This window comes from Dyella sp. Tek66A03 (assembly GCF_052567735.1).
On record NZ_CP199584.1, the window covers coordinates 1,506,570 to 1,532,493 of the forward strand.

27 protein-coding genes are annotated in these 25,924 nt (G+C 63.6%); 20 read left to right on the top strand and 7 right to left on the bottom strand.

Features of this window, described 5'->3' with window-relative positions; genetic code table 11:
• Nucleotides 1-89 precede the first annotated feature (89 nt).
• A complete protein-coding gene (locus ACT01B_RS06825) occupies nucleotides 90-572 on the top strand; it encodes an FKBP-type peptidyl-prolyl cis-trans isomerase (protein ID WP_445146623.1) in 483 nt (160 codons plus the stop codon).
• Between the two features lie 54 nt (nucleotides 573-626).
• Here the strand turns inward: ACT01B_RS06825 and ACT01B_RS06830 are convergent, their stop codons facing one another.
• Nucleotides 627-1,712, bottom strand: coding sequence for a phospholipase A (locus tag ACT01B_RS06830; RefSeq protein ID WP_445146624.1), 1,086 nt, complete (start codon nucleotides 1,710-1,712; stop codon nucleotides 627-629).
• A 138-nt stretch (nucleotides 1,713-1,850) separates the two neighbouring features.
• A complete protein-coding gene (locus tag ACT01B_RS06835; protein WP_445146625.1) occupies nucleotides 1,851-2,237 on the bottom strand; it encodes a hypothetical protein in 387 nt (128 codons plus the stop codon).
• A gap of 277 nt (nucleotides 2,238-2,514) precedes the next feature.
• On the opposite strand from ACT01B_RS06835, the gene ACT01B_RS06840 reads away from it, so the two are divergent.
• Nucleotides 2,515-3,666 carry a winged helix-turn-helix domain-containing protein gene (locus tag ACT01B_RS06840; RefSeq protein WP_445146626.1) on the top strand — a complete coding sequence of 384 codons (1,152 nt, stop codon included), beginning with the start codon at nucleotides 2,515-2,517 and terminating at the stop codon, nucleotides 3,664-3,666.
• A 9-nt stretch (nucleotides 3,667-3,675) separates the two neighbouring features.
• On the opposite strand, the gene ACT01B_RS06845 is transcribed toward ACT01B_RS06840, so the two are convergent.
• Nucleotides 3,676-4,089, bottom strand: a complete 414-nt coding sequence (locus tag ACT01B_RS06845; RefSeq protein ID WP_445146627.1) for a hypothetical protein — start codon at nucleotides 4,087-4,089, stop codon at nucleotides 3,676-3,678.
• 374 nt (nucleotides 4,090-4,463) lie between these two features.
• Here ACT01B_RS06845 and ACT01B_RS06850 point away from each other — a divergent pair, with 374 nt between their 5' ends.
• From ACT01B_RS06850 to ACT01B_RS06875, 6 genes are all read left to right on the top strand, one after another.
• A complete protein-coding gene (locus ACT01B_RS06850) occupies nucleotides 4,464-4,673 on the top strand; it encodes a cold-shock protein (protein ID WP_114823570.1) in 210 nt (69 codons plus the stop codon).
• A 277-nt stretch (nucleotides 4,674-4,950) separates the two neighbouring features.
• A complete protein-coding gene (locus ACT01B_RS06855; RefSeq protein WP_019465668.1) occupies nucleotides 4,951-5,160 on the top strand; it encodes a cold-shock protein in 210 nt (69 codons plus the stop codon).
• A 407-nt stretch (nucleotides 5,161-5,567) separates the two neighbouring features.
• A complete protein-coding gene (locus ACT01B_RS06860) occupies nucleotides 5,568-6,470 on the top strand; it encodes an alpha/beta hydrolase family protein (RefSeq protein WP_445146628.1) in 903 nt (300 codons plus the stop codon).
• Between the two features lie 52 nt (nucleotides 6,471-6,522).
• Nucleotides 6,523-7,581, top strand: coding sequence for an NADH:flavin oxidoreductase/NADH oxidase (locus tag ACT01B_RS06865; protein WP_445146629.1), 1,059 nt, complete (start codon nucleotides 6,523-6,525; stop codon nucleotides 7,579-7,581).
• Nucleotides 7,582-7,612: 31 nt separating this feature from the next.
• Nucleotides 7,613-8,485, top strand: a complete 873-nt coding sequence (locus ACT01B_RS06870; RefSeq protein ID WP_445146630.1) for a pirin family protein — start codon at nucleotides 7,613-7,615, stop codon at nucleotides 8,483-8,485.
• Nucleotides 8,486-8,558: 73 nt separating this feature from the next.
• Nucleotides 8,559-8,861, top strand: coding sequence for an Mpo1-like protein (locus tag ACT01B_RS06875; RefSeq protein ID WP_445146631.1), 303 nt, complete (start codon nucleotides 8,559-8,561; stop codon nucleotides 8,859-8,861).
• A gap of 18 nt (nucleotides 8,862-8,879) precedes the next feature.
• Here the strand turns inward: ACT01B_RS06875 and ACT01B_RS06880 are convergent, their stop codons facing one another.
• The gene (locus ACT01B_RS06880) at nucleotides 8,880-9,269 is read right to left on the bottom strand and encodes a cytochrome c (protein WP_445146632.1); all 390 of its coding nucleotides are present in this window, start codon (nucleotides 9,267-9,269) and stop codon (nucleotides 8,880-8,882) included.
• Nucleotides 9,270-9,411: 142 nt separating this feature from the next.
• Here ACT01B_RS06880 and ACT01B_RS06885 point away from each other — a divergent pair, with 142 nt between their 5' ends.
• Nucleotides 9,412-10,266, top strand: coding sequence for a tRNA threonylcarbamoyladenosine dehydratase (locus tag ACT01B_RS06885; protein ID WP_445147440.1), 855 nt, complete (start codon nucleotides 9,412-9,414; stop codon nucleotides 10,264-10,266).
• 160 nt (nucleotides 10,267-10,426) lie between these two features.
• Here the strand turns inward: ACT01B_RS06885 and phbB are convergent, their stop codons facing one another.
• Nucleotides 10,427-11,167, bottom strand: coding sequence for an acetoacetyl-CoA reductase (gene phbB / locus ACT01B_RS06890; RefSeq protein WP_445146633.1), 741 nt, complete (start codon nucleotides 11,165-11,167; stop codon nucleotides 10,427-10,429).
• A gap of 144 nt (nucleotides 11,168-11,311) precedes the next feature.
• Complete coding sequence (gluQRS, locus tag ACT01B_RS06895) at nucleotides 11,312-12,181, bottom strand: tRNA glutamyl-Q(34) synthetase GluQRS (protein WP_445146634.1); 870 nt, start codon at nucleotides 12,179-12,181, stop codon at nucleotides 11,312-11,314.
• Between the two features lie 438 nt (nucleotides 12,182-12,619).
• Between gluQRS and htpX the strand changes: the two genes are divergently transcribed.
• From htpX to ACT01B_RS06925, 6 genes are all read left to right on the top strand, one after another.
• Nucleotides 12,620-13,519, top strand: coding sequence for a protease HtpX (gene htpX / locus ACT01B_RS06900; protein ID WP_445146635.1), 900 nt, complete (start codon nucleotides 12,620-12,622; stop codon nucleotides 13,517-13,519).
• Between the two features lie 108 nt (nucleotides 13,520-13,627).
• On the top strand, nucleotides 13,628-15,499 hold the full coding sequence (gene htpG / locus ACT01B_RS06905; protein WP_445146636.1) for a molecular chaperone HtpG: 1,872 nt from the start codon (nucleotides 13,628-13,630) through the stop codon (nucleotides 15,497-15,499).
• A 154-nt stretch (nucleotides 15,500-15,653) separates the two neighbouring features.
• Nucleotides 15,654-16,556 (top strand): AEC family transporter, encoded by a 903-nt coding sequence (locus ACT01B_RS06910; protein ID WP_445146637.1) that lies wholly within the window; start codon nucleotides 15,654-15,656, stop codon nucleotides 16,554-16,556.
• 117 nt (nucleotides 16,557-16,673) lie between these two features.
• The gene (locus ACT01B_RS06915) at nucleotides 16,674-17,072 is read left to right on the top strand and encodes an RNA-binding S4 domain-containing protein (protein ID WP_445146638.1); all 399 of its coding nucleotides are present in this window, start codon (nucleotides 16,674-16,676) and stop codon (nucleotides 17,070-17,072) included.
• Between the two features lie 105 nt (nucleotides 17,073-17,177).
• On the top strand, nucleotides 17,178-17,753 hold the full coding sequence (locus ACT01B_RS06920; protein ID WP_445146639.1) for a response regulator: 576 nt from the start codon (nucleotides 17,178-17,180) through the stop codon (nucleotides 17,751-17,753).
• 154 nt (nucleotides 17,754-17,907) lie between these two features.
• Nucleotides 17,908-18,159: a hypothetical protein gene (locus ACT01B_RS06925; protein WP_445146640.1), complete on the top strand. Its 252-nt coding sequence runs from the start codon at nucleotides 17,908-17,910 to the stop codon at nucleotides 18,157-18,159.
• Nucleotides 18,160-18,207: 48 nt separating this feature from the next.
• On the opposite strand, the gene mutS is transcribed toward ACT01B_RS06925, so the two are convergent.
• Nucleotides 18,208-20,787, bottom strand: coding sequence for a DNA mismatch repair protein MutS (mutS, locus tag ACT01B_RS06930; RefSeq protein ID WP_445146641.1), 2,580 nt, complete (start codon nucleotides 20,785-20,787; stop codon nucleotides 18,208-18,210).
• Nucleotides 20,788-21,007: 220 nt separating this feature from the next.
• Here mutS and ACT01B_RS06935 point away from each other — a divergent pair, with 220 nt between their 5' ends.
• The 5 genes from ACT01B_RS06935 to ACT01B_RS06955 all read left to right on the top strand — a co-directional run bounded on the left by ACT01B_RS06935 (nucleotide 21,008) and on the right by ACT01B_RS06955 (nucleotide 25,924).
• Entirely contained in the window at nucleotides 21,008-22,408 is a 1,401-nt protein-coding gene (locus ACT01B_RS06935; protein WP_445146642.1) for an amidohydrolase family protein, read from the top strand.
• Nucleotides 22,395-23,537, top strand: coding sequence for a dipeptidase (locus tag ACT01B_RS06940; RefSeq protein WP_445146643.1), 1,143 nt, complete (start codon nucleotides 22,395-22,397; stop codon nucleotides 23,535-23,537). The genes ACT01B_RS06935 and ACT01B_RS06940 overlap by 14 nt, the downstream gene beginning before the upstream one ends.
• An 88-nt stretch (nucleotides 23,538-23,625) precedes the next feature.
• A complete protein-coding gene (locus ACT01B_RS06945) occupies nucleotides 23,626-24,132 on the top strand; it encodes a CinA family protein (RefSeq protein WP_445146644.1) in 507 nt (168 codons plus the stop codon).
• A 122-nt stretch (nucleotides 24,133-24,254) separates the two neighbouring features.
• Nucleotides 24,255-25,292, top strand: a complete 1,038-nt coding sequence (recA, locus tag ACT01B_RS06950) for a recombinase RecA (protein ID WP_445146645.1) — start codon at nucleotides 24,255-24,257, stop codon at nucleotides 25,290-25,292.
• A 17-nt stretch (nucleotides 25,293-25,309) separates the two neighbouring features.
• A complete protein-coding gene (locus ACT01B_RS06955; RefSeq protein WP_445147441.1) occupies nucleotides 25,310-25,924 on the top strand; it encodes a short chain dehydrogenase in 615 nt (204 codons plus the stop codon).

The following is a 25,924-nucleotide window of genomic DNA, read 5'->3' on the forward strand; positions in this document are numbered from 1 at the left end:
CTGCCTAGCCGATGCCGCTGGATTCAGTCTGTTAATATTTGCAGTTCGTGCCGGGCCTGCCGGCGCCCCTTTCCCCATACGAGAACGTCATGCAGATCGCAGAGAACACGGTTGTTTCCTTCCACTACACGCTGACCGACGACCAGGGTCAGGTGCTCGACAGCTCGCAGGGTCGGGAGCCGCTGGTGTACCTGCAAGGTGTTGGCCAGATCGTGCCGGGCCTGGAAAAGGCGATGGAAGGCCGCCAGGTCGGCGACCAGTTCAAGGTGGACGTGGTGCCGGAAGAGGGTTACGGCGTGCGTCATGCTGAACTCGTGCAGGAAGTGCCGCGCGAGGCGTTCCAGGGCGTCGAGGACATCCAGGCGGGCATGCAGTTCCAGGGTCGTGGTCCGCAGGGCGTGATCAACGTCACCGTGACCAAGGTCGAGGACGACAAGGTGCACATCGACGGCAACCATCCGTTAGCCGGCCAGGCCCTGCATTTCGACGTGGAAGTGACCGACGTGCGCGCTGCCACCGAGGAAGAGCTGTCGCACGGCCACGTGCATGGCGAAGGCGGCCATCACCACTGAGGTCCTTGGGCGGCGCTGCCATCAACGCAGCGCCGTCCCCATCAGGACATTGAGTTAGTACCAGTCGAGCAGCGACAGCCCAACGCCAAGGTAAGTGGCGTTGTGGTTGTAGTCGATCATGCTCTCGCCGTAGCCCTTGAACAGTTCCATATAGCCGCGCAGGTTGCCGACAATGGGAAACGCCCAGGTGAACTGCGCCGCGCCGTGACTCTCGCTGCCGCCGCGCAATGAGTGACGCAACATCAGGCCAAACTCCTGGCCACGCCATTCGTGGACGATCTGCATGTCGCCGCGGCCCATGTAGTTGCTGATGTCCGGGTTGTCGTTGGTCCTGCTGTTCTCGGGAATGCGCCACCAGGGCCGCAGCATCACCGTCCAGTTCTCGCGCTCGAAACCCACATAGCCCATGACGCGGTTCCAGCTTCGCGACAGCGGATCGGACTGGCCGTTGGATTCGTGGTTCAGTGCGATGCCGAGCAGCCGGCCGTTCCATCCCGCCACCTGGTAGTTCGTGTTGAAGGCGAGGATGGCCTCGGGCTCGTAATTCGTTTCGCGGAAGGGTCGCGATGTCTCTGCGTTGTAAACCTGCCAGCGCGAGGATTGGGTATAGGCCACCCACAGGTCGCCCTGGTCGCCAAACACACCCTGCCACACCTTGGTCTTCAGGCTGAGCTGGAACTTGCTTTCGATATTGTCCACGTTCTGCGGTTTCTCGACCGTGTTCGCTGGATTGGGGCTGCTCGGCTGATTGTTCTGGTTGCTGCTGGCGAAAAACGGCATCACCGTGATCGGCTTGTAAGCACGGACATTGAACGTGCCCAACTTGCTCTCGGGGGACAGTTCCCAACGAGTGTCGAGCAACGAGACGGTCGTCGCCTCGGGCGAGGGCTGCGTTTCAGCATTCGCCTTGGCCTGCTCGTGACCGAACACGACGCCCTTGGGCGCGGAAGCCTCGCTCTTTTTCTTTGCGCCGGGCAGATATTCGCGGCCGGTGGCATGGTCGTAACAGGCCAGTCGCTGCGCATCGTTTTCAAGCGCAGTACACGCACGGATATCCATCGGATCGGGCGTCTGTGCGCGTGCGGCGACTGAAAAGCCTGAGGCAATGGCCAGGGCCGCAAGTGAGATCGATCGCTTCATCGGGGGCTCCATCCATGTCTGGCAAACGATCGGTGTGATCGCTGCCTCGTGCCAGCCGCATACCATCGCCGGCATGCATTGCATGTGACGACACGGACCATCAAGCAAGATGATCCGCGCCGGAAGCCTCCATCTTACTTATTTAGTGCTGAGCCAGCGCTCGTATTGGGCCTTCGTGATGTGACCGGTTTTGCCTTTGTCGACGAACGCGAAGTCATTGGCCAGCAGTGGGTAGGCCGCGGCCTGATCCGCGGTGATATAGCGCGAGCCACCGGAAAGCTCCTCGAAGCTGGGCGCCGGGCCAGCAGCGACCGGCGGGACCGTGGACTTCACCGTCAGCTGGCCTTGCGGGGTTTGCATCTGCGCGCTGCTGGTCACGGCACCAGGCGGCGAAGCTGGCATTGTTGCGGTGGGTGCGGGCGGCGGAGAAGACATCGGTGCTGGCTGATCCTGCGCCAGCGACGAGCCGGCCAACATCATCGCGCCGGTGGTAACCAATGCAAGAAGAGGTTTGCGGTATGTCATGTCGCTACTCCATGCCAGAATGCGTGGCTTGTGGATGGACGCGCGGTGAAAGCCATCATCTCGGTATTGCGCTTTGAAGGCTTCCGCGCTACGCCCAACGCTATCAAAAGCACTATAAACACCGCCCCAATATAGGCATCGCGATCACGTGAAGTCACCGTTACCGTTGTCGATCCCTTCATCCACGTCGGCTATTTCGCTGAGCTTGTCGCAGGCGCAGCGCCTTCATCTTGGCGCACAGGGACTACTGCATTCACCGCGTGCACGACCACGGCCCGTGGATGTGATTGCTGCCATCACACGCATGCGACTGCTACAGATCGACAGCATTCATGTGGTCGCGCGCAGTCCATACCTCGTGCTTCATGCGCGGCTTGGCGACTACGACCCGCAATGGCTCGACGATGCATTGGATGCGGGGCGGCTGGCCGAGAGCTGGGCGCACGAAGCCTGTTTCGTGCCGTCGGCCGATCTGCCGCTGCATCAGGCCTGGCGCATGCAGCGATCCACGCATTGGGCACACAAGCATGCTGCGCGCATGCACAGCGAACATCGGCAGGGCATGGATGGTCTGCTTGATCGCATTCGCGAGACGGGTGCCATGCGCGCGGCGGATTTCGAAAGCGAAAAGCGCGCTGCGGGCGGCTGGTGGTCGTGGAAGCCCGAAAAGCGTTGGCTGGAGGCACTGTTCGCCATGGGCGAGTTGATGGTGACGCGCCGGGAACGGTTCCAGCGCGTTTACGATTTGAGCGAGCGCGTCGAGGCCAAGCTCGATCCACCGATGGACCCAGATCGCCTGCAGCTGGACCACGACGCCTTGCGCCAGCATTTTATGCTCGACAGCGTGCGTGCCTTGGGTGTCGCCCAGGCGCGCTGGATCGCGGACTACTACCGTTTGAAACCGGCGGTTACGGATCGCGAACTCGCACCACTGGTGGCGAGTGGAGCCCTGCTCGCCGTGCAGGTGGCGGACTGGAAGGTTCCAGCCTACGTGCACCCCGAGCATGCGGATCTGCTGGCACAGGCCGCGCAAGGCAAGCTGCGCGGCACGCACACGGCCTTGCTGTCACCGTTCGATCCTGTGGTGTGGGACCGCCCGCGAGCGCAGGCATTGTTTGGTTTCGAATACACCATCGAATGCTATGTGCCCGGACCCAAGCGCATTTATGGCTATTACGTGCTGCCGATCCTGCATCGCGGCCGCCTGATCGGTCGCCTCGACGCCAAGGCGCATCGCCGTGATGGCGTGTTCGAGATCAAGGCCTTGTTCCTGGAGCCGGGGGTCGAGCCGACGCAGGGCCTGCTTCGCGATTTGGCCAAGGCCATCGCGGCCACGGCACGATGGCATGGCACGCCTACCGTTCGCCTAACGCGCAGTCGTCCCGCAAACGTGGCGACGGCCCTGCGCATGCTTCTGCGGGAGTCCTGAGCGACGCCGTCAGCGCGGGTTGCCGGCGGGAGCAGAAGCGGTAGGGCTGACTGACGTGCAAGATTTCCCATGCAGCATCTGGCTGAGCTGCCCAGCCATCGCCGTGCAGCGCGCCCCCAAGAGCGGGCGCACCTTCGGATCCTGCGAGTCCTGTAGCAGGCTGGCGCGCATGGTCTCGAAGCGATGTTCGATCTGATCGGGCGGAAACACCGCCGCGGCGCGATGGCAGACCACGTAGCTGGCCAGGTAATCGTCACAGGCGGCAATGCCTGTCTTGATCGTGCCCTGTGAGGCTGCGCTGGTGGCGGGCGTAGTCTCAGGAGCCGTGTTGGGGCGGGTTGGCGGCTTGCTGGCGCAGCCCGCCAGCGACAGGCCGGCGGCGAGAAAAGCGGAGAATGCGAGGCGGCAATGGCGGGGCGTCATGATGCTTCTCCTGCGCAGGCAGCAGCCGATCCTGGGCGCTTGGCGTGGCGGTTTGATGTATCGGATGGGCCACGGGGGATTAGGCCCGTCTGTTAAACTGCGATGAAATGCGAAGACGGCGTGAAAATCAAATAGGCCTTTATCCGACCCAATGGCATCCATTCAGGTTCGGAAAAATGCCTATTCGCGTTGTAGACAGTAAGCAGCTATGATGCGCTCACTGTGTTTGCCGGGGTCACCAGAGTTTTGTGACCCGATGCAGCGGATCTCGATCTAGCCTCATCGCCTCACCCCTAGGGTTTCCTAGCACACCAGTAAGCCGGCCAGCGCATGTTGCGCAGGCTGAGTCTTTCAATCCTACGGAGTGATTCAATATGTCTGATCGTCAGATCGGTACCGTCAAGTGGTTCAACGACGCCAAGGGTTTCGGCTTCATCAGCCGTGACAATGGCCCGGACGTTTTCGTGCATTTCCGCGCGATCCAGGGCAATGGCTTCAAGAGCCTGCAGGAAGGCCAGAAGGTTTCCTTCAAGGTTGTGCAGGGCCAGAAGGGTCTGCAGGCCGACGAAGTGATGGCCGCTTAATTTCGGCTAACACGCAAGAATAAAAAGCCAGGCAGAAATGCCTGGCTTTTTTTTATTTTTGAAATAAATGTCTTTGAAATGTGAAGTGATTAGGGTCATTCACTTGCATTAAAGAAATCCGTTATGCTTGGTTCACTGTGGTTGCTCGGTCACGTGCGTGCCCGGTGCGCGACTCGAGAGAGTCCACATCGCTTCACCCGATCCCTGCATGCCCAGTAAGCCGTCGGCCATCGGGGAGGCTGACTTGTCTCAGTATCGAGTCAGATCGGAGTGAGTCATGTCGGATCGTGAAGTTGGCACAGTCAAATGGTTCAACGACGCTAAAGGTTTCGGCTTCATCAGTCGCGAGAGCGGTCCTGATGTCTTCGTGCATTTCCGGGCTATTAGCGGTTCGGGTTTCCGTAGTCTGAAGGAAGGGCAGAAGGTGAGCTTCAAAGTGGTGCAGGGCCAGAAAGGCCTGCAGGCCGATGAAGTTGCCCCTGCCTGACGTGTCGCACAGATGGAAATGAAGGCCGGCGCAAGCCGGCCTTTTTCGTTTGCGGCCTTTTTCGCGACGCATGGATTGGTTAGCCTGCGACACTCCCTGGCCACAGCGTGACTTAAGGATGCTCTGATTAATTCTGCGCAGGCGTCACCGGCTCTGTCTGTTCGCAGACCACAGGGGTGACGGCGAAGGCAGACTGGACGTCTGTCGAGCCGTCGCACCGAAGGGATGCGGACAGACAGAGCCGGCCCCAACATATTGAATTGAAAGCGATGGGGTGATGTCCAGAAGGCCCCCAGGTGGCGCCGCGCGGCTTGGCAATACGGCCAGTCTTCCCGGCGCCGCGCAACACACCCTGCGGGCCTTCTGGACATCATGCCGCCTGCGCAGAATTAATCAGAGCATCCTTAATGTCCGTTCCATTATCGACACTGGCGTCGCCGGCCTATATCACCTTGCCCACCGTCGCCACGGACGGAGCGAAGGCGGCGGTGCTGCTGCAAATGCCTGCGGGCGAAGTTCGCCACGTGTTGTATTGGCTACCGGCACTCGGTGTGTCTGCCCGGCAGTATGTGCCACTGGCGCGAGCGCTCGCTGAGCGCGGTGTGGCCGTGGCCATTCACGAGTGGCGTGGCATCGGTTCGAGCGATCGCCGCGCGGCTCGCCAGCACGACTGGGGCTATCGGGAGCTGCTGCAGGATGACCTGCCAGCCGGCCTTGCCGCCGTGCGATGGCATGTGCCCCGGGCGCGGTACGCCATGGGCGGACACAGCCTCGGCGGCCAACTCGCCGCGCTGTATGCCAGCCTTCACCCGCATGAGATCGCCAGGCTGCTGATCGTGGCGAGCGGATCGCCTTATTGGAAGCAGTATCGCTACGGTGCTTTCCTACGCCTGGCCTATCTCGCCGTACCCTTGATGGCGCAGATGTTTGGGCGGTTTCCCGGGCGGCGGATTGGCTTTGGCGGTAATGAAGCCCGCCGTCTAATGGCCGACTGGGCGCGCAGCGGCCACACCGGTCGCTACGCGGCGCAGGGCATGACCGAGGATTTCGAACGGCGACTTGGCGAACTCGAGCTGCCCGTGCTGGCTTTGCGACTGCAGGACGACTGGCTTGCCCCCGAGGCATCGCTGGCCTGGCTGCTGGACAAGATGCGCCGTAGCCAGCGGGAACAGCGGGTGATGACGACGACTGATCTGGATGGCAGGCCCGCCGATCACTTCAGCTGGATGCAGGCGCCCGCGCCTGTGGCGTCCCGAGTGGCGGACTGGTTTGACAGGGTCTCTGCGGGGAAGGGGGACGCAGGCACTTGAAGCCCGTCCTCGGCGTCGACATGTGTAGCAGACATCCCCACAGGCAGGACCCATGACCCTCTACGCGCCTCTGACGCAGCGCAGCCTCGTATTGCGCAACCGACTGGTGATCGCCCCGATGTGCCAATACTCGGCCGTCGATGGCATGCCCGATCACTGGCATCTGGTTCATCTGGGCAGTCGCGCGGTCGGCGGTGCTGCCGTGGTGATCGCCGAGGCGACGGCGGTGTCCGCCGAAGGACGCATTTCCCCGGGCGATGTCGGCCTGTGGAACGAGCAGCAACTGGCCGCATGGCAGCCGATCACGCGCTTCCTGGCCGCGCAGGGCGCGATTCCCGGGGTGCAGCTGGCCCATGCGGGGCGCAAGGCGAGTGCCCAACGCCCCTGGCAGGGCGGCAGGGCGCTCACGGCCGACGAAGGCCCCTGGCAAACGGTTGCACCGTCCGCACTGGCGTTCGACCACGACTGGCACGTGCCGGCAGCACTGGACGAGCAGGGCATCGCCAAGGTCATTGCCGATTTTCGCGCGGCCACCAAGCGCGCCTTGGTCGCAGGTTTCAAGCTGATCGAGATCCACGGCGCGCACGGTTATCTGCTGCACCAGTTTCTTTCGCCACTAAGCAACCATCGCACGGATGGTTACGGCGGCAGTTTCGAAAATCGCACGCGGCTCGTGCGCGAAGTGATTGCGGCGGTGCGTGAAGAGTGGCCGCAGCAGCTGCCGCTGTGGTTGCGCATTTCGGCTACCGACTGGGCAGAGGGCGGCTGGGATATCGAGCAGAGCGTGCAACTGGCCAAGGCGGTAAAGTCGCTGGGCGTCGATCTGGTCGACGTGTCCAGCGGAGGCGTGATTCCCCATGTGAAGATCCCGGTGGCCCCGGGCTACCAGGTGCCGTTCGCCGCGCGCATTCGCCGCGAGGCCGACGTCGCCACGGGTGCGGTGGGGCTCATCACCGAATCGACACAGGCGGCCAGGATCATCGACGATGGCGCAGCCGATGTGGTGCTGATCGCACGCGAAAGCCTGCGTGATCCCTACTTCCCGCGGCGTGCGGCGCAAGAGTTGGGCATCACCATCGAAGCGCCGGAACAGTATCAGCGGGCCTGGTAAACCAGCGCCCTGGCAACCAAGGAGCCGGATCATGGAACAGCAACCGATGTTGATCGAAGGTCGTGTGCACGACCTGGGTGATGGCTTCAATGTGCGACGCCTGTTGCCGGTGTTGCAGGCGCGCCATGTCGGCCCGTTCGTGTTCTTCGATTACATGGGACCGGTGACGTTCCTGTCGGACAAGGGCATGGATGTGCGGCCGCATCCGCATATCGGGCTGGCGACAGTCACCTGGTTGTTCGAGGGCGTCATTCGCCATCGCGACAGCCTTGGCAGCATTGCGGATATCCGTCCCGGCGAAGTGAACTGGATGACCTCGGGTCGCGGCATCGTGCATTCCGAGCGGACCCCGCCCGAGGCGCGTGGCGGTGGGCAGCGCACGCATGGCATCCAGGTATGGGTAGCGCTGCCGCAGAAAGACGCCGAGGTGGAGCCGGCGTTCCATCACCATGCCGCAGAGGAGTTGCCGCGCCTCAACTTGCCGGGTGCCGAACTGGTCTTGATTGCGGGCACCGCCTACGGCCAGGCGTCGCCGGTGAAGGTGTTCGCACCGATGTTCTTCATCGAGGCGAAGCTCGAGGCGGGTGCCGAACTGTCGTGGCCTGAAGAGCATGTCGAGCGTGGCGTGTGCGTGGCGGAAGGGGACGTCGAGTGGGCTGGCCTGACCGTGCCCCCCATGCAGGCGGCCGTGCAGACCGGCCCGACCGCGCCGCCACTGCGCGCCCGCACCGCCAGCCGCGTCATGCTGTTCGGTGGCGCACCACTGGATGGCGAGCGTCACCTGTGGTGGAACTTCGTATCCAGCAGTCGCGAGCGCATCGAGCAGGCCAAGGCTGACTGGGTGGCGCAGCGCATGGGTACGGTGATCGGTGATGACAAGGAATACATTCCGCTGCCCGAGTGAGCATGTTGCAGGCCCGCATGCATCGGCGTGGGTGGCGGATTAACCTGAGGGCAGTTCACCAACGGTCACCCGCATGTCCGGCTATGCCAGCTTTCGCGAGTTCTATCCGTTTTATTTGAACGAGCACAGCGACCTTCGCTGTCGGCGCATGCATTTCGCCGGCAGCACGCTGGTGTTGCTGGTGATCGTCATCGCCTTGCTCACCCGCAACGCGGCGTGGCTATGGCTGGCGCCGGTTGCCGGCTACGGCTTTGCATGGATCGGGCACTACGTGTTCGAGAAGAACCGGCCCGCCACCTTTACCCATCCGCTCTACAGTCTGATGGGTGACTGGGTGATGTATTGGCAGATTCTGCGCGGCAAGGTGTCGATCTGACGCGTCCTCTGCCGCGGCTTAACGGTACTGCTGGTGGCAGGACTGACAGACCTCGTCGACGGGCTTGATCGCCGCCGCCAAGGCGGCGCAATCGGCCGGGCTGGCCTGCAGGGCGGCCCGGGTCTTGTCGTGCAGCTTGGCCGCCTCATCGAGGAAGGGCTGGTCAACGCCAGGGAACGCCTCGCTGATATCGGCCTGGGTTTCCAGCAGTCGAGTGAGATGCTGACGCGCTTGCACGGCATCGCAACGCTGAGCTCTTACGGCGGTGTGCAGCGCGCCCGCGTGATGTGCCATCACCGACATCACGGCATGGGGTAGCGGATTGCGTTCGTGCAGCGTGTTCATGAGGGACACCGTGCCGATGATCCCGATAACGAGTCCCAGCAAGATCGAGATGGCAACACGCATGCAGAGACTTCCGGTGGCGAATGCAAAGGGGCGGCAAGCATAACCTGTCGGTCACTTCGGTGGTCGCGCCGTGGGTGAGCTGCGGTCGCCGCCGACTACGGCTAAAATGCCCTATGTTCAATATCTTGGAAGATGTCCCGTGATGCATCCTGAAGGTGCGGCCGGTTCCGCCGCCGCGCGTCATCCGCCTGATGGTGCGCCCGTAGGTGAAGTTGCCTTTCCATACGAGCGCTTCGCGGGCGTAGAGCGGCTTTATGGTGTCGGTTCGGTCAAGCAGTTGGCGCAAAGCCATGTCTGCGTGATTGGTATCGGCGGCGTCGGCTCGTGGGCGGCGGAGGCCTTGGCACGCAGTGGCGTGGGTCACCTCACCCTGATCGATGCCGACGAAGTGTGCGTGTCCAATACCAACCGTCAGCTGCATGCGCTGGATGGCCAGTACGGCAAGTCCAAGGTCGGCGTGATCGAGCAGCGTCTGCGCGCCATCAATCCGGCGATCAAGATCGATGCGATCGAACGTTTCCTGACGCCGTCGACGCTGGATGAGTTGCTCGATCGCGGCTACGACATCGTGCTCGATGCCTGCGATGCTTTCCGCGTCAAGCTGGAAGCCATCGCCTGGTGCCGCCGCCGCAAGTTGGCGATGGTGTCGGTGGGTTCGGCCGGCGGCCGTACCGACCCGACGCAGATTCGCGTGCGCGACCTGTCGCGTACCGAACACGACGCGATGTTCAGCCTGATCCGCAAGAAGCTCCGCCAGGACTTCAACTTTCCACGCAACCCGGATCGCTATTTTGGCGTGTCGGCCGTGTACTCATTGCAGAACGTGCAATATCCGCAACCGGACGGCACCGTCTGCGGCACCCGGCCGCCTGGTGTCGCGGGCGCCGATGCGCTCAATCTTGCCTGCGGTGGCGGCTTGGGTGCGGCCACGCATGTCACCGGTGCGTTTGCGTTTGCGGCGGTGGCAAAAGTGATGGAAAAGTTGCTGGGGAACTGAGGCAGCGTGGCCCCTCACCCCCCGTTCGCCCCTTGGCAGGGGCGAACCTTTGCGGAATACGGCAAGCAGGCATCCATGCGGAGCCGCCCGTTCGGCATCCATGCCTCACCTGGTAATCACGGCGCGAGATGCGCTTCAACGCATCTCGCAAGCGCCGTGATTACCAACCCATATAGTGGCCACCATTGATGGCGAGGTTGGAGCCGGTGATCCAGCCGGCGTCCTCGCCGGTGAGGAAGCACACCGCATGTGCGATCTCTTCCGGCTTGCCGAGACGGCCCACCGGGATCTGCGCAATGATCTTCTCGCGCACTTCTTCCGGTACCGACATCACCATGTCGGTGCCCACGTAGCCGGGCGATACGGTGTTCACGGTGATACCGAACTTCGCGTTTTCCTGGGCCAGCGAAATCGTGAAACCGTGCATGCCGGCCTTGGCGGCCGCGTAGTTGGCCTGGCCGTACTGGCCCTTCTGGCCATTGATCGAGCTGATCTGCACGATGCGGCCCCACTTGTGGCTGCGCATACGCTCGATCACCGGACGGGTAACGTTGAAGCAGGCATTGAGGTTGGTGTTCACCACGTCCATCCACTGCGGATAGGTCATCTTATGAAAGGTGGTGTCACGCGTGATGCCGGCATTGTTGACGAGGATCTCCACCGGTCCCAGCGAGCTTTCGATGATGGTGGCCATCGCCTCGCAGGAATCGGGATTGCAGACGTCGGCGGGAACCAGCAATACCTCGATGCCTTCCTTCGCCATCATCGCCTTCCACGCGTCCGCCTTGGCCTGATCGCGATAGTTGGTGGCGACCCGATGCCCCTGTTTGGCGAGATAGCGAACGATTGCCGTACCGATACCGCCCGTGCCGCCAGTGACCAATGCCGTGCGCTGCGTCATGCCTTGTCTCCGATTGTGCCTGATGTCATTACGACCCGGATCGTGCCGCCGGGCGTAGCCATGTTTACCTATCTAACATGGCAAAACGTCTATGGGGAGCACGCAGTTCGACCGCAAGGTGCGGCGGGTCATAACCGAGCTTCTTTATAGCGTCTTATTGGCTGGCCGTTCGCTGCAGTGCGGCAAATTTTTTGGGGTGAAGCGATCGAGTGCATACGCCAGCAGCGGAGCCGGCTCCCTGATGGCCAGCGGGGTTGGCAGATTGAGAAAGCCGAGGGCGTGTCGCAGCGCAGGCATGGGGTCGGTGGGATCTACCGGGTGGGCCTGTTCGGTCTTGGACAGCTTGCGGCCACCGGCATCCAGCGCCAGCGGCAAATGCAGGTAGTCAGGCGTGGGCAGGCCCAGGCACTGCTGCAGGTAGATCTGGCGGGGCGTGGAGTCCAGTAGATCGTTGCCGCGCACCACCTGGGTGATGCCCTGGAAGGCATCGTCCACCACGCAAGCGAGTTGGTAGGCGTAGTAGCCCTCGACGCGACGTATGACGAAATCGCCGGCCGTGCTGCGCAGGTTTTGGGTTTGGCGGCCCTGCAGGGCGTCGTCGAAACTGATCCGGAGATCCGGCACGTGCAGCCGCCACGCGGGTGTGCGGTCTTCGGCGGCTGGCGCCAGGCATTGGCCATCCAGGTGCAGGCCACCAGCCAGGTCATTGCGGCTGCACCAGCAGGGAAATACCTGGTTGGCGGCCTTTAGCTGTTCGAAGGCCTGGTCATAAGCGGCGCTGCGTTTGGACTGGAACAGTGCTGGTGCATCGGCGATCAGGCCAAAGCCGGGCAGCGCTGCCAGGATGCTTTCGGCCGAGCCCGGCATTTCCCGCGGCGGGTCGATGTCCTCCACCCGGAGTAGCCATTGCCCCCCGGCGCGACGCGCGCACAACCAGCTGCCCACGGCGGCAACCAGTGAGCCGAAATGCAGATGGCCGGTGGGCGAGGGGGCAAAGCGTCCGCGATAACTCATCAGCCCATTTTAAGGCAACGCTGAATAAGTATCGCCGTCGCCACCGGCCCTGTCTGCGCGCAGATCACAGGGGCGGCGGCGACGGCAGACTGGCTGTCTGTCGAGTCGGCGCCCCGACGAGATGCGGGCAGACAGGGCCGGCCCAACCGATGGGATTTCAAGTGTTTGGGTGATGTCTGGAAGGCCCGCAGGGTGTGCCGTACGGCTTGGCAAGACGGCCAGTCTTCCCGGCGCCGCACGGCACACCCTGCGAGCCTTCCAGACATCATGGCGACGGCGATACTTATTCAGCGTTGCCTTAAGCAGGCCAGCCGATGAACGCAGGACTCGGCCGACGCGGCATAGGCCAAAAAGCCCTTGAAACCGAGCGCTGTAGCCCCGAATCTTGATAGGCGGCCCGTAGCCGCACTCCCTTTCATGACTGCCCGAGAGACAGCCATGCGTCGCATCGCATTGTTCCTGCTTACCAATATCGCCGTCCTGTTCCTGCTCAGCATCGTCTGCCATTTGTTTGGCGTCGATACGTGGGCTGCTTCCCGTGGTTACGGTGGCATGGGCGGGTTGCTGATCTTTGCCGCCGTGTTTGGCATGGGCGGTGCCTTCATCTCGCTGGCCATGTCCAAGTGGATGGCGAAGATGTCCACCGGCGCCCGGGTAATCGAGCAGCCGCAGAACGAGACCGAACGCTGGCTGCTGGATACCGTGCGCCGCCATGCGCAGCACGCCGGCATCGGCATGCCGGAGGTGGCCATTTACGACGCGCCGGAAATGAACGCGTTCGCCACGGGCATGAACAAGAACAGCTCGCTGGTGGCGGTAAGTACCGGCTTGCTGCAGCAGATGGACCGCGAGCAGGTGGCGGCCGTGCTAGGCCATGAGATTGGCCACGTTGCCAACGGCGACATGGTCACGCTGACCTTGATCCAGGGCGTGGTGAATACGCTGGTGATCGTGGCCGCGCGCGTGGTCGGCCGTCTGATCGACAGCTGGTTGTCCGGCGGTCGCGACAGCCGCGACGGCGGCGGTATTGGTTATTTCGTTACCGTGATGGTGCTGCAGCTCGTGTTCGGCCTGTTTGCCTCGATGATCGTGATGGCTTTCTCGCGCTGGCGCGAGTTCCGTGCCGACGCCGCGGGCGCCAAGCTGGCCGGCCGTGGCGCGATGATTTCCGCCTTGCAGCGACTGCAGGTGCAGCACGGCGAGAGCACGTTGCCGCAGACCATTGCCGCGTTCGGCATTTCCGGGCACCTGGCCACGGGCCTCAAGCGGGCTTTCATGAGCCATCCGCCGCTGGAAGAGCGCATCGCTGCGCTGCAGAAAGCCTCTTCGAACGCCTGAGCATTCACCCTCTCCCGACCTGGGAGAGGGTATGTAAGGGGCCGCCTTGCCGGCCCCTTCGTAGATGCCAAACCCAACCCTATTTGATTTCTTCACGAGTCTTTCCGCATGACGACTACCGCGCCCGAAACCCGCAAGTTCGAAGCCGAAGTGGCCCAGGTGCTGCACCTGGTGACGCACTCGCTGTACTCGCACAAGGAAATCTTCCTGCGCGAGCTGATCTCCAACGCCTCGGACGCCTGCGACAAGCTGCGCTTCGAATCCATCGCCAATCCAGAGCTGCTCACGGGCGATGGCGAGCTGCATATCGACGTCAGCTGGGATCCGCAGGCGCGTACGATCACGGTGCGCGACAACGGCGTCGGCATGAGCCGCGACGAAGTGGTGGCCAATATCGGCACCATCGCCAGCTCCGGTACGCGCCGCTTCCTGGAAGCGATGAGCGCGGACCAGAAGACCGACGCGCGCCTGATCGGCCAGTTCGGCGTCGGTTTCTACTCCTCCTTCGTGGTGGCCGATCGCGTGACGGTGCTCAGCCGTCGCGCCGACCAGCCGGCTGGGGAAGGTGTGAAGTGGGAGAGCGACGGCAAGGGTGAATACCAGTTGGCGCAGGTCGAGCTGGCCGAGCGCGGCACCGCCGTGATCCTGCACCTGAAGGCCGATGAGGACGAGTTCCTCAAGAGCTGGGAACTGCGCTCGCTGATCCGCAAGTACTCCGACCATGTCGCCTTCCCGATCCGCATGCCCAAAGAACAGGACGGCAAGCCGGGCGAGGATTGGGAAACCGTCAACGATGCGTCAGCCCTGTGGGCGAAGCCGCGCAACGAGATCTCCGACGAGGACTACCAGAGCTTCTACAAGTCGTTGGGCCACGATTTCAACGACGCGCTGGCCTGGACGCATAACCGCGTCGAGGGCAGCCAGAGCTTCACTACCTTGCTGTATATCCCCGAGCAGCCGCCGTTCGACCTGATGATGGGCGGGCGTGACGAGCGCAAGGGACTCAAGCTCTACATCAAGCGCGTCTTTATCATGGATGCGGCCGAGGAGCTGCTGCCGAACTATCTGCGCTTCGTGCGCGGTGTGGTCGATGCGGATGATTTGCCGCTCAATGTCAGCCGCGAGATCCTCCAGCACAACCGCCAGCTGGAGCGCATCCGCGCGGCCTGCGTCAAGCGCGTGCTGGACCTGCTGGAGAAGCTGGCGCGCGACGAGCCCGAAAAGTTCGCCACCTTCTACAAGGCCTTCGGCAACACGCTCAAGGAAGGCATCGCCGAAGATCAGGCGAACCGCGAGCGCATCGCCAAACTGCTGCGTTTTGCCTCGACCAAGGGCGAGGGCGCCGCACAGACCGTCGCCCTGGACGACTACATCCTGCGCATGGCGGTGGGCCAGGAGACCATCTGGTACATCACGGCGGACAGCTACACGGCGGCGCTCGGCAGCCCGCAGCTGGAGGCGTTCAAGGCCAAGGGCGTCGAAGTACTGTTGATGTTCGATCGCATCGACGAGTGGATGCTGGGCAGCCTCAACGAGTACGCCGGCAAGAAGCTGAAGAACGTCGCCAAGGGCGAGCTGCCGCTGGACGAGGCCGACAAGAAGCAGCAGGAAGAAGCCAGCAAGGCTGCCGAGCCGGTACTGAAGAAGCTCAAGGAGTTGCTGGGCGATCGTGTGAGCGAAGTGCGTGTATCCGCTCGCCTCACGGACTCTCCGTCATGCCTGGCGCTGTCCGACCACGAGATGGCGCCGCATCTCGCGCGTTTGTTGCGCGAGGCCGGCCACGACGTGCCTGAGAACAAGCCGACCTTGGAGATCAACCCTCAGCATCCGCTGCTCAAGCGTGTGGAAGCCGAAAGCGACCCGGCCAAGTCCGCCGACCTGGCCAACCTGTTGCTGGACCAGGCGGAAATCTCCGCTGGCGCTCAGCTACCCGATCCGGCGTCTTTCGTGCAGCGGCTCAATCGCCTGATCGTCGGCTGAGCGTTGCCCGTCACTCCGGCGACCGCAGAGAGTCATGGCGGGGCGCATGCCGGAATGACGGGCCCGTCGCTCGGCGACAACCCCCGCCCGGTCGCGCCAAAAGACTCCTGTAGGTGCTCGCTATACTGCGTTCCTTCCGCTCGAAGGGATGTGCATGGGCACCTTGCTGTTGCTGTTCGTCTGCCTGTTGCTTGGCGCGCTGGTGGCGCGCTACGCGAAACCGCCTGCCGGCACCGTTCACGGCATCAATTGGTGGGTGATCAATATCGCGCTGCCAGCCCTGGTACTGGAGCTGGTGCCGAAGCTCAGGATCGATGCGCAGCTGTGGTTTCCCGTGGCGGCCATGTGGGTGGTGTTCTTCGGCGGCTGGCTGTTGTTCGCCACGCTGGGCCGGTGGCTGGGCTGGTCGCGCGAACGCATTGGCGCGCTGACCCTGGTCTGTGGCCTGGGCAATACGTCGTTCATGGGTTACCCCATGATGCAGGCCCTGCATGGGAAGGAAGGGTTGGCGCTGGCCGTGGTTGCCGACCAGCTGGGTTGTTTCCCGTTGCTGGCCTCGGCTGGTGTGGCCGTCGCATCGCTGTATGCGGGAAAAGTACCGCAGCCGATGGTGATCGCCCGGCGCATCCTTACCTTTCCCTCGTTCCTGGCGCTGATCCTGAGCGTGATCGTAGGCGCGCTGGGTGGTTGGCCGGCCATGTTGGACAGCGTATTCACGCCCATCGGTGCGACCCTGACGCCGCTGGCGCTGTTCTCGGTGGGCATGCAATTCAAGTTTCATCTCGGTGAGCGTCAGCTTTCCGCGCTGACGCTCGGCCTTGGCTGGAAGTTGCTGCTCGCGCCGCTGGCCTGCTGGCTGTTGGGTACGGCCGCTGGCGTCGGCGGGCTTACCCTGACTGTGGGCGTGCTGCAGGCGGGTATGGCGCCGATGATCTCGGCGGCGATCCTGGCCGATGAGTACAAGCTGGAGCCTAGCTTGGCCAACACCATACTTGGCGCGGGCATCGTTTTGTCGCTGGTCACCGTTCCGTTGGGCAATCTGTTGCTCGGCGGCTGATTCGGGGCGCGCTCTGGACGCGTTGCGCTGAGCTACGGCCGTGGTGTTCCTTCAGCGCCTGCCGCTTGAACGCGCCGGGTGGCTGCGGGCGGCCTCCCCATCGGCGACAATAAGCCCATGTCATCAGCTCAATCGCAAACCATGGGGCCGGTGCGCGCCGACGTATGGCTATGGGCCGCCCGCTTCTTCAAGACACGTAGCTTGGCCAAGCAAGCCATCGACGGCGGCAAGATCGACCTCAACGGCAGCGGCTGCAAGCCGGCCAAGACCGTGCATGTCGGCGATGTGCTCCGCATCGGCCGAGGCGTGGAGCGTCTGGAGGTCGAAGTGCTGGTGTTGTCGGAAAAACGGGGGCAGGCCAGTGTCGCGCAGGCCCTCTATCGTGAGAGCGAGGCCAGCGTGGCAGCACGCGAGGCGGCGAAGGCTCAGCGTAAGCTAGTCGGTACGATGGCGCCTCCGGGCCGGCCGGATAAGCAGGAACGTCGAGAATTGCGACGGCTTAAGGATTCCATGTGAGTCACCCATCGCAGAATCTGGCGCGAATCTGCGGGAGCATCAACACCGGCGAGAAGCCGCACAAAGGTGCGGTTTCGGATCGACGTGATGTGGAAGGGGAAGGCGATGACGGGCTTGGCATTCTTGAAGCGGCTGCTCGGTGGTGCGGCGGAGGGGCGGGCGCCGGGGGTATGGCGTAAGGCCGAACAGGGCGCACGCGTGCTGGTCGTTGATGATTCGGCCACGATCCGGGCCGTGTTGGGGCGCATGCTCGAAGTCGAGGGCTATGCCGTGACGCGAGCCGCCGATGGCGAGCGGGCCCTGGAGATGGCGCGCAGCGAGCCGCCTGACCTGATCTTTCTCGATATCGTGCTGCCGGGTATGAACGGCTTCGCGGTGCTGCGTGCGCTACGCCATGACCCGCTCACGCAACACGTGCCGATCGTGATGATCAGCGGCAATCAGCAGGCGACCGAACAGTTCTACGTTCAGCGCTTCGGCGCTGACGACTTCATCAGCAAGCCGTTCGGACAGGCCGACGTGGCGCGCAGTATCGACAGACTGGTTGGATTTGGACGCCTGTCGGCACGCCAGCCTGGTGTCGTCGTGCCGCTGTCCGTGTCCGCAGAGACGATCCCGGCGTTGCTCGCCAACGCGACGTTGGAGTCTGCGCCCGAGAAGGTCTCCAACCTCGCCGCCTGAGCGTGTAGTGAAGCGCGCGGTTGCTTAATTGACCTTGCTGAAACGTCCAAGCTGGCGACGGGTGATTTTTCCGGCACGCAGGGCGGGTTTCACATCGGCGCAACGGCCACTTGTCGACGATCAGGGTTCTGATACGAACGGGTGGAGAGTGGCCATGGCCGAGACGATTGAGGAAGGGGCTTTGGTATTCGTCGCCGATGGCGAAGACGGCATTGGTTCCGTGCGCAAGGTGATGGCCGACGAATCAACGCTGGTCGTCTACATCGAGAATGGCGGTGACTTCGTGATCCCCCGCGCGGCGGTGCGGGCGGTGCATTCCGGCAAGGTCATTCTCGACCTGGACAAACTTTCGCGGCCGGTGCTCGAAGCGATCGGCAACGCCAGGAAATCGGAGTATCCGCACTGACGGCCATGCTTTCCTACGTTGGGTAGGGACGCGCGCCGTTCCCGTTGGTCAGGCGAGCGACTTGAGCCGGTACAGCGCTTCCAGCGCTTCGCGCGGCGACATCGTGTCCGGATCGATGCCTTCGAGTGCGCGTTCGACGACGGAAGGTTGCGCAGCAAACAGGCCAAGCTGTGGGGACTCCTGCGCAGAAACCTTGGTCGTCACGGAAGACGCGTGCTGATACATGCCGCGCTCGAGCTCGGCCAGGGTGCGGCGGGCATCGGCGATCACCGACTTGGGCAGACCAGCCAGCGCGGCCACCTGGAGGCCGAAGCTGCGGTTGGCCGGTCCTTCCTTGACCGCATGCATGAAGACCAGCTGCTCACCGTATTCAACGGCGTCCAGGTGCACGTTGGCGATGGTCTGGTATTCGTTGGCCAGTTCCGTCAGCTCGAAATAGTGCGTGGCAAACAAGGTGTAGGAACGACTGCTGGCGGCCAGATGCACGGCGGCAGCGCGCGCCAGCGCCAGGCCGTCATAGGTGCTGGTGCCGCGGCCCACTTCGTCCATCAATACCAGGCTGTGTTCGGTGGCATTGTGCAGGATGTTGGCCGTCTCGCTCATCTCCACCATGAAGGTGGATTGACCGCGCGAAAGATCATCGCCCGCGCCAATGCGGGTGAACACGCGATCGATCGGGCCGATAACTGCGCGTGACGCCGGCACGTAGCTGCCGATATGCGCGAGTAACACGATTAACGCGTTCTGGCGCATATAGGTGGACTTACCACCCATGTTCGGGCCGGTGATGACCAGCATGCGGCGGCCGTCGTCGAGCACGAGATCGTTCGGCTCGAACGGTTCCTCGCGCACTTTTTCCACCACCGGATGGCGACCGCGTTCGATCGTGATACCCGGTTCGTCGGACAGTTCGGGTGCGCTCCAGTCCAGGGTCGTGGCGCGCTCGGTCAAGGTGGCGATGACGTCCAGCTCGGCCATCGCCGATGCTGCACTCTTCAGCGGTTCGAGCTGGGCAATCAACGTATCGAGCAGCGCCTCGTACAAGGCGCGCTCGCGCATCAATGAGCGCTCCTTGGCTGAGAGCACCTTGTCCTCGAACGTCTTCAGTTCTTCGGTGATGTAGCGTTCGGCGTTCTTGGTGGTCTGGCGGCGCGTGTAATGCGTGGGCGCCTTGTCCGACTGACCCTTGCTGATTTCGATGTAGTAACCATGCACGCGGTTGTAGCCCACCTTGAGGGTGGCAATGCCGCTGGCCGCTTTCTCGCGTTCTTCCAGTTCGACCAGGTACTGGTCGGCGTGGGTGGCGAGGCGGCGCAGCTCATCCAGCTCAGCATCGTAGTCGTCGGCGATCACGCCACCATCGCGCTGGAGCACCGGCGGTTGGGCGACCACCGCCTGGGCGAGCACGGCGGCGGTATCCGCGTGATCACCAATGCGTGCGACCAGCGCATGCAACAAGGGGCTGTCCAGCGACGCGATGATGGCGCGCAGCGACGGGGCCGCGGCCAAGCCGTCGCGTAGGGTGGACAGGTCGCGCGGGCGCGCCGAGCGCAAGGCGACGCGGGCGAGGATACGCTCCAGGTCGCCAATGCCACGCAGCTGCTCGCGCAAGGTTTCGAATTGACGACTGTCGATCAGCGTGCCGATGGCTTGATGGCGACTGCGCAGCAAGTCGCGCGAGCGCAGCGGCCGGTTGAGCCAGCGGCGCAGCAGGCGCGCACCCATCGGCGTCACCGTTTCGTCCAGGATGCCGAGCATGGTGTGTTCGGTGCGGCCGCTGGGATGGGTGTCGAGTTCGAGATTGCGACGGGTGGCGGCATCGAGCGCAATGGTGTCGCCCGCGCTTTCCACGGCCATGCCGGACAGATGCGGTAGTGCGCTCTTCTGGGTTTCCTCGACATAGCCGAGCAGACAGCCCGCTGCAGCGACTGCTAGCGGCAGGCGGTCCACACCGAAGCCGCCGAGGTCGCGCGTGCCGAAGAAGCGGTTGAGTTCGCGGCCTGCGGCGTCGACGTCGAAATGCCACGGCTGGCGCTTACGCAGGCCGGGGAGGCTGCTGACGAACTTGGGCCAGGCCACGTCTTCGCCTACCAAGGTTTCTGCCGGTTGCAGGCGTGCAAGTTCGGCAGCCAACGCTTCGGCGCTTGGCACTTCGCTGAGCAGGAAACGGCCGCTGCTCAAATCGACCCAGGCCAGTCCATAAGCGCCATGGGCACCCGCGGCGATGGCCATCAACAGGTTGTCGCGGCGCTCCTCCAGCAAGGCGGCATCGGTCACGGTGCCCGGCGTGACGATGCGCACCACCTTGCGTTCTACCGGACCCTTCGAGGTGGCGGGATCGCCGATCTGCTCGCAGATGGCGACGGACTCGCCCAGGCGCACCAGCCTGGCCAGATAGTTCTCGGCCGCGTGATACGGCACGCCCGCCATCGGTATCGGCTGGCCCGCTGACTGGCCGCGCTGGGTCAGCGTGATGTCCAGCAGCCGCGCGGCCTTGCGCGCGTCGTCATAGAACAGCTCGTAAAAATCGCCCATGCGGAAAAACAGCAGCACATCCGGGTGCGCCGCCTTGGCGGCCAGGTACTGGCGCATGAAGGGAGTGTGGCTTTCGAAATCCTGGGCGACCATAACTTGCTGTTCTGTCGGGCCTGACGATGGCGTTGGCCGTGGCGGGAGGGCGGTTTGTGTTTTTCAAAAAATGCCCGCCAAGATAACCGAATTGCTCAACCATGTATTCCGGCGGGCCAGTGGGCGCGCTGGCGCACGGATTTGCGGGTTCGTGGTGCCCCCTCCCTTGACCTCTGGCACGGTTGTGACGCCCAGAATCCGACCTGTAGGATCGTTCACCATGTTGACCCTCTCTCGATCTGCCTCCCTTCTGGCGGTAGCGCTGGTTTTTGCGCTCTCGGCTCCCGTCGCCTTTTCCGCAGGGAAAGAGGCGCCCAAACCATCGGCTGCCGAAGCCCTCACGCTCTACGCTGGCGCAACCGTTATCGACGGTACGGGCGCGGCGCCACGTCCCAACCAGGACATCCTGGTGCGTGGCGAACGAATTGTGGCGGTGGGTCCGCACGGTTCGCTGGCTGAATCGCAAAAGGCCGGGGTCCATACGGTCGATCTGCACGGCAATTACGTTATCCCTGGGCTGATCGACAGCCATGTGCATATGGCCACGCCCCCGAACGCAAAGCGTGCCCAGGCCGTCTTGCGACGCAACCTCTATGCCGGCGTCACCGCCGTGCGCGATATGGCGGACGATCTGCGTTCGGTTGGCGAGCTGGCTCGTGAGGCTCGCACAGGCGAGATTCCCGCACCCGATATCTATTACGCCGCGGTGATGGCAGGGCCTGAGTTCTTCGCCGATTCGCGTGTGGGCGCGGCGAGCTTCGGCGTGCAGCCGGGCAAGAGCCCGTGGATGCAGGCCATTGACGAGAAGACCGATTTGCGCGAGGCGGTCACGCTAGCGCGCGGCACCTCGGCTACCGCCATCAAGGTATATGCCGACCTGCCTGCGGATCTGGTGTCGGCGATTACCAGCGAAGCGCACAAGCAGCATTTGATGGTGTGGGCGCACAGCGCCGTGTTCCCCACGCGCCCAGCCGATGTCATCGCGGCCGGCGTTGATGTGGTCAGCCATGCCTGCTATCTGGCCTATCAGCTGGAGCCGGTGATGCTGAAGTCCTACGAGGACCACACGCCGTTTCACGACACGCTGCTGGCGCCGAACGGCGACGATCCGGTCATGGCTGGCCTCTATCGCGACATGCTCAAGCGCGGCACGATTCTGGATGCGACTGGCAGCCTGTTCGTGCGCTATGACGCCGAGCGCAAGGCACACCCCGAAAGGCATCCGTTGCGTTGCACCGGGCCAACCACGATTCGGCTGGTCCGGCAGGCCTGGCAGGCAGGCGTGCCGATCTCGACGGGCACCGACAGCGACGGTGGCGTCAAGGACTCTTGGCCGGCCGTGTTCGACGAGATCTTCTTCCTGGCGCACGACGTGGGCATGCCGTCGCTGCAGGTGATCCGCTCGGCCACCCTGGTTGGCGCCGAGGCCGCGGGCCAGGCGCAGGACATGGGTTCGATCAAGGCGGGCAAGCTGGCCAATTTCGCGGTGTTGTCGGCCGATCCGGTGAAGGACATCAACAACATCCGCAGTATCCGCATGACGGTGAAGCGCGGGCACCTGTATCCGCGTGCCGATTATCGACCAGTGACCAAAGAAGAGATGGGCAATGACGACGATTGATCGGCGGACGTTTCTGACCGGGGTGACGTGCGCGGCAGCCGCTTCGATGCTGCCTTGGGAAGCGCGTGGCGCAGTTTCGCGGGGTACGGGAATGGCCGACGGCGGCATCGTCATCAACGCATTGGGCGGCCTCGATGACCCCAACCGCGGATCCGATGGCCTGGTGCCGAAGCTGACGCCGCGCGTGCTGGCGGAAGCGCACGCATCCGGACTCACCGCGGTCAACATCACGCTCGGTTACGTGTCCGGGCCGGACGACCCGTTCGAGGCCAGCGTCCGCGACATCGCCGCCACCGATGCCCTGGTGCGCCAGCACGATCGCGACGTGATGAAAGTGCTGTCCGCCGCCGATATCCGTCGGGCCAAGGCCGAGAAAAAGGTCGGGCTGATCTACGGCTTCCAGAACGGCGCCATGATGGGCAACGACGCCAAGCGCGTCGACATCTTTGCCGACCTGGGCGTGCGGGTGTTCCAGCTCACCTATAACCCGGCCAACCAGCTGGGTGATGGCTCGATGGCAGCGCAAAACCGAGGACTGACGCCGTTCGGTCGCGAGGTCGTGGTGCGGCTCAATGCGCGCCACGTCATGGTCGATCTTTCGCATAGTGGCGAGCAGACCTGCCTGGATGCGGCGCGCGCTTCCACCGCGCCGATCTCCATCAATCACACCGGTTGCCGTGCGGTGACCGATCTGCCGAGAAACAAGACCGACGCCGAGCTAAGGCTGGTGGCGGAGCGGGGCGGCTTCATCGGCATCTACTTCATGCCGTTCCTCAACGCCAGCGGCCATGCCCATGCCGAGGATGTGGTGGCACACATCGACCATGCAGTGAATATCTGCGGCGAAGATCATGTCGGCATCGGCACCGATGGTTCAGTGACGCAGATCGACGATCTCAACGCCTACCAGGCGGCGCTGGCGAAGGAAATCGCCCAACGGAAGGCGGCGGGCATCAGCGCGGCCGGCGAACGGCCGGATACCTATCCGTTCGTGGTCGATCTGCGCGGGCCGCAGCAGTTTCAGAAGCTGGCGCAGTTGCTTGCGGCGAAGGGCTATTCCAGCGCGCGGATCGAAAAAATCCTCGGTACGAATTTCCTGCGCTATGCCCAGACCATCTGGGGCGGCTGATCTGCCGTTCGTCAAGGCCTTGGCCTGACTGGCGGAAGGGGGTAGAAGGAGCGGCTTGACTGTGGCCGCCTTGGCCAGGAGTTTCTTCATGGAGTTGTCCGTTCCTACCGATGCCGATCTGCTGGCCCTCGCCGAGCAGGTGGCCGCGAGCGTGCAGCTGCGGCGCCTGATGCTGGTGACGGCCGAGTCGTGTACCGGCGGCTGGATCGCCAAGGCCTTGACCGACCTGCCGGGTAGCTCGGCCTGGTTCGATACCGGCGTGGTTACCTATAGCTACGGGGCCAAGGAGGCCTTGCTGGGGGTCAACCCGCGCACGTTGGAGCTCACCGGGGCGGTCAGCGAGGAAACCGCACTGGAAATGGTCTCCGGCGCGCTGGCCCGCTTCGGCGCCGGCGTGGCGGTAGCGGTTACCGGCATTGCCGGCCCCAGTGGCGGCACGGCGGAGAAGCCGGTCGGCACGGTATGGATCGGCTGGAAACGCCGCGGCGGCTACGCCTTCGCCAAGCTGTTCCACTTTGCTGGTGACCGTGAGGCGGTGCGCCGCCAGACCGTGGCCGCGGCGCTCAACGGCGTGCTCAAGGCACTGACGGACTGAGTCGCCAAGGCCGCCCTGACCCGCTTGACCGTTGTGGGATACTTTGAAATCACAGATCGCAGCCCGTGAGACTAGCCACGGGCATCATGCCCTCATTCACTGCCACCCCAGGATTCAAGACGATGGATGACAACAAGCGCCGCGCGCTCACTTCCGCCCTCGGCCAGATCGAGAAGCAGTTCGGCAAGGGCGCGGTCATGCGCATGGGTGATCGCGTCGACGAAGCCATCGAGACAGTGTCCACCGGTTCGCTGGGCCTGGACATCGCGCTCGGCATCGGCGGCCTGCCGCGTGGCCGCGTGGTGGAAATCTACGGCCCGGAATCCTCGGGTAAGACCACGCTGACCCTGCAGGTCATCGCCAACTGTCAGAAGAACGGCGGCACGGCGGCCTTCGTCGACGCCGAGCACGCGCTCGACCCGAGCTACGCCGCCAAGCTGGGCGTCAACGTGGACGACCTGCTGGTGTCGCAGCCGGATACCGGCGAGCAGGCCCTGGAAATCGCCGACATGCTGGTGCGCTCGGGCGCCGTGGACGTGGTGGTGGTCGACTCGGTCGCTGCGCTCACGCCCAAGGCTGAAATCGAAGGCGAGATGGGTGACTCCCACGTCGGCCTGCACGCCCGCCTGATGAGCCAGGCGTTGCGCAAGCTCACTGCCAATATCAAGAAGTCCGGCTGCCTGGTGATCTTCATCAACCAGATCCGTATGAAGATCGGCGTGATGTTCGGCAGCCCGGAAACCACCACCGGCGGCAACGCGCTGAAGTTCTATGCCTCGGTGCGCCTGGATATCCGCCGCATCGGCGCGGTGAAGAAGGGCGACGAGGTGGTTGGCTCCGAAACCCGCGTCAAGGTGGTCAAGAACAAGGTGGCGCCGCCGTTCCGCCAGGCCGAATTCGAGATCCTGTACGGCGAGGGCACCTCCCGCGAAGGCGAGATCATCGAGCTGGGCGTGGCACAGAATCTGATCGACAAGTCTGGCGCCTGGTACAGCTACAAGGGCGACCGTATCGGCCAGGGCAAGGAGAACGTGCGCCAGTTCCTGCGTGACAACCCGGCCATCACCAATGAGGTCGACGCCGAGCTACGCAAACGCCTGCTGGCCCCCAGCGGCGGCAAGCCCGCGCCGGTCTCCGAAGAAGCGATGGAAGAGACCTGAGCATGGCCGAGCGACGTCTGCGCATCCTGCTGATCGGCGCCTCCGGCACCCTCGGCAGCGCCGTAGCGACCGAGCTGGAGCAGCGCCATGAAGTCATCACCGCCGGACGTCAGTCCGGCGACGTGCGCATGGATCTCACCGATGTGGCCAGCATCCGACAAGGCCTGGCCCAGGTCGGCGAGCTGGATGCGGTGATCAGCACCGCTGGCCGGGTGACGTTTGCGCCACTGGCGGATTTCGCCGCGGCGCCGTTCGGCGAGTCCAAGCACACGCTGGGCATTACCGACAAGCTGATGGGCCAGGTCAATCTGGCCCTGGCAGCGCGCGACCATCTGCGCGATGGCGGCTCGATCACCCTGACTACCGGCATCCTGTCCGAGCAGCCGATCGCCCAGGGCAGTTCGGCCAGCCTGGTGAACGGTGCGCTGGAAGCCTTCGTGCGGGCGGTGGCCATCGAGCTGCCGCGCGGCTTGCGCATCAACGTGGTCAGCCCGAACGTGCTGGTCGAGGCGATGGGCGATTACGCCCCGTATTTCCGCGGCTTTGAGCCGGTGACGGCAGCCCGTTCGGCGCTGGCGTTCAGCCGCAGCGTGGAAGGCCTGCAGACCGGTCAGGTCTACAAGGTCTACTGA